At 76.3% G+C, this 3,089-nt stretch carries 2 protein-coding genes; both read right to left on the bottom strand.

All coding sequences use genetic code 11. The annotated features are described in order from the left end of the window. Window positions 1-1,195: ATP-dependent helicase (locus tag VIM26_RS11535; protein ID WP_331951266.1), on the bottom strand; the 1,195-nt coding region annotated here is incomplete at its 3' end. Further along, window positions 1,192-3,089, bottom strand: a 1,898-nt coding sequence (locus VIM26_RS11530) for a PD-(D/E)XK nuclease family protein (protein ID WP_331951264.1), incomplete at its 5' end; no start/stop codon positions are given. The genes VIM26_RS11530 and VIM26_RS11535, both read right to left, overlap by 4 nt.

Raw genomic sequence — 3,089 nt, 5'->3', positions numbered from 1 at the left:
CAGCGTCGGCGACGCCCGCCAGGTCGTGATCGGCGTCGCTCGCCAGGTCGTCGTCGGCCGGGGCCGGACGGCGGGTCCGCAGGGGGCCGGCGACCAGGTTCGCGGCGTCCAGGATGGCCCGGTCGTTGCGCCAGGACGTCGACAGGAAGCGCACCGGCGCGGGTCGAGCCACGCCGTCGGCGAGCACCGGGAAGCGTTCGGGGAAGCGCCCGAGGCCGCCCGCGCTCGCTCCCCGCCAGCCGTAGATCGACTGGTGCGGGTCGCCGACGGCGGTCACCGGGTGCCCGCCGCCGAACAGGGCGGACAGCAGCTCGAGCTGCGCGTGGGAGGTGTCCTGGTACTCGTCGAGCAGCACGACCTTGAACCTGGCCCGTTCGGCGTCGCCGACCGCCGGCACCTCGCGGGCGAGCCGGGCGGCGATCGAGACCTGGTCGCCGAAGTCGATGACGTCCGCGACCCGCTTGCGCCGGCGGTACTCCACGACGAGGTCGATGAGCCGGCGGCGCTCGGCGAGCGAGGTGAGCAGCTTGGCGGTCGCCGCGTACGGCCCCACCTTGGCCCCCGAGCTCGGAACCTCGACCATCTCCTCGATCAGCCACTCGATCTGCTCGGCCGCGTCGTCCGGCTCCACGAGGTGCTCCGCGAGCGCGCCCGACAGCGCCAGCAACCCCTGCACGATCGACGACGTCGCTGCGTCGGTGTCGAGGTCACCGGCCCAGGACTCGACGACGGCGGTCGCGATCTGCCACTGCCCGGCATCGCGGATCAGGCGCGACGTCGGTTCGATGCCCAGCCGCAGCGCGTGGTCGGTCACCAGGGACGCGGCGTAGGAGTTGTACGTCGAGACCGTCGGCCGGGCGAGGTCGAGGCCGGGGTGCTCGCCCGCCGCGGGTGCGGGCACCGCGCCGGTGGCCCGCAGCGCGGCCGCGAGCCGCCGCAGGCGCAGCCGGACCCTGTCCCCCAGCTCGCCGGCCGCCTTGCGGGTGAATGTCAGCCCGAGCACCTCCTCGGGCGCGACGAGCTCGTTGGCGATCAGCCACACCACGCGCGCCGCCATCGTCTCGGTCTTGCCCGAGCCCGCCCCGGCGACGACGAGCAGCGGGCTGAGTGGGGACTCGATGATCTCGACCTGGTCGGGGGTCGGGGTGTCCCGGCCGAGCAGCTCGGCGATCCGCAGCGCGGAGATCGGGCTCACTCGACCACCTGCCGGCCCTCGCCGTACAGCGGGCAGCTGGTGCGCACCGGGCACATCGCGCACAGGTCGTTCGCGCAGGCCGTGAACGCCGACGAGGCCATGGTCGCGGCCACGTCGTTGATCATCGTGCGAGCCCACGACGGCGCGTCGGTCTCCGGGCCCAGCGCTCCCTGGGCCCGGACCGTCGGTCCCTTGCCGATGTCCCCGACGAACACGAGCTGGGCGCCGGCGCTGCGGGTGCCGGGCTCGAGCCCCTCGAACGCCTGGCCGTCGATCGCCAGCTGGTAGCTGCCGAGCTGCGGGTTCTCGGCGGTCTCGCTCGCGCTCGGCGCGCGCTTGCCCGTCTTGAGGTCGACGATGCACACCGCGCCGTCGCCCACGTCCTCGACCCGGTCCACGACGCCGCGCAGCAGCGCCCGGTCGAGCTCGAGGCTGAACGGGGCCTCGCGCAGCAGCGCGGTACCGGCGCCCTTGAAGTACTCCGCGAGCCGGCGCACCATGCGTTCGGCGCGGCGCCGCTCCGCGACGGCGGGCCAGCCGTCCTTGAGCCCGAGCTCGCGCCAGCGCCGGTCCAGCTCGCCGAGCAACTCGCCCTCGGTACCGTCCGGGAGCTCCTGCGCGATCGAGTGCACCAGGGTCCCGAGCGTCTGGCTGGTCCCGTCGGCGACCGTACCGCCGGCGGCCTCCAGCGCCCAGCGCAGCGCGCAGGTGCTGACCGTCTCGGCCTTCGACGGCGAGACGGGCACCAGCTCGTCGTCCGCCCAGAGCGCGGTGCTGGTCGAGGTGTCCGGCAGGCCGTACCACTCGCGCGGGTCGGCGCCGGGGACGCCTGCACGCGCCAGGGTGGCCAGCAGCTGGGCCGCGCCGCGGTCGGGCCGCGGGCTCCCGCCGTCGGTCCCCACGTCACCGGGTGCTAGCGCCACGCTCTCCTCGAGCTGGGCCCGCAGCGCCCCCACCAGCCCGCGCAGGTCCATCGGGACGGGTGCGGCCACCAGGCGCGGGTCGCGCTCCTCGTCGGGCCGGTCCGGGAAGGCCGCATCCGGCGGTACCTGCTCGGGCCGCTGCACCAGGTCGACGAACGCCGACGGCTGCTCGTCGGCGTCGGCGACCGCGGTGACCAGCAGCGTCGTGCGGGCGCGGGACGTCGCGACCGCGAACGAGCGCAGCTCGTCGGCGAGGACCGCGGCGCGTGCCGCCGCGCCCGCCCCGGCGGCGTCCGGGGACCGGCCCGCGAGGAGGTCCGCGAGCGACTGGGCCCCCAGCAGCGAGTCCCGAAGGCGCAGGTCGGGCCAGGTGCCCTCCTGGACACCCGCGACGATCACCAGGTCCCACTCCCGACCCGCTGCCCCGGCGGGGGTGAGCACCGCGACGGAGTCCCGGCTCGCGGCACGCGCGGCGAGGCTGTCGGCGGGCAGGTCCTGGGACTGCAGGTAGTCGAGGAACGCGCCCGCCGGCGCCTGCGGCAGCCGGTCCACGAAGGTCTCCGCCGCCCGGAACAGCGCGAGCACCGCGTCCAGGTCTCGATCGGCGCGCGCCCCGGAGGCACCGCCGGCGAGGGCCGACCGGCGCCAGCCCTCGGCGAGGTCCGCCGTCGACCACAGGGCCCAGAGCACCGTCTGAGCGGTGGCATTCGGGGAGTCCGCCGCCACCCGGCCGGCCGCGAGCACCCGGGCGAGCCGGCTCGCGCCCCGGCGCACCGCCGCGGGCAGGGTCGCGGTGCGGACGGGATCGGCCAGCGCCTCGACCAGCAGCTCGTCACTGACCCGGCCCCCGCCGCCGGCGAGCTCCTCGGCGCGCAGCGCTCGCCGCAGCCGCCGCAGCCCGACGGCGTCGGCGCCCCCGAGCGGGGAGGACAGCAGCCCGACGGCGACCTCGGCATCCAGGTCGCCCCGCC

The organism is Pengzhenrongella sp. (assembly GCF_036565025.1).
Classification (GTDB): domain Bacteria; phylum Actinomycetota; class Actinomycetes; order Actinomycetales; family Cellulomonadaceae; genus Pengzhenrongella.
Note: the sequence above shows the minus strand (reverse complement) of the source record. Positions and strands in the feature narration are given on the sequence as shown.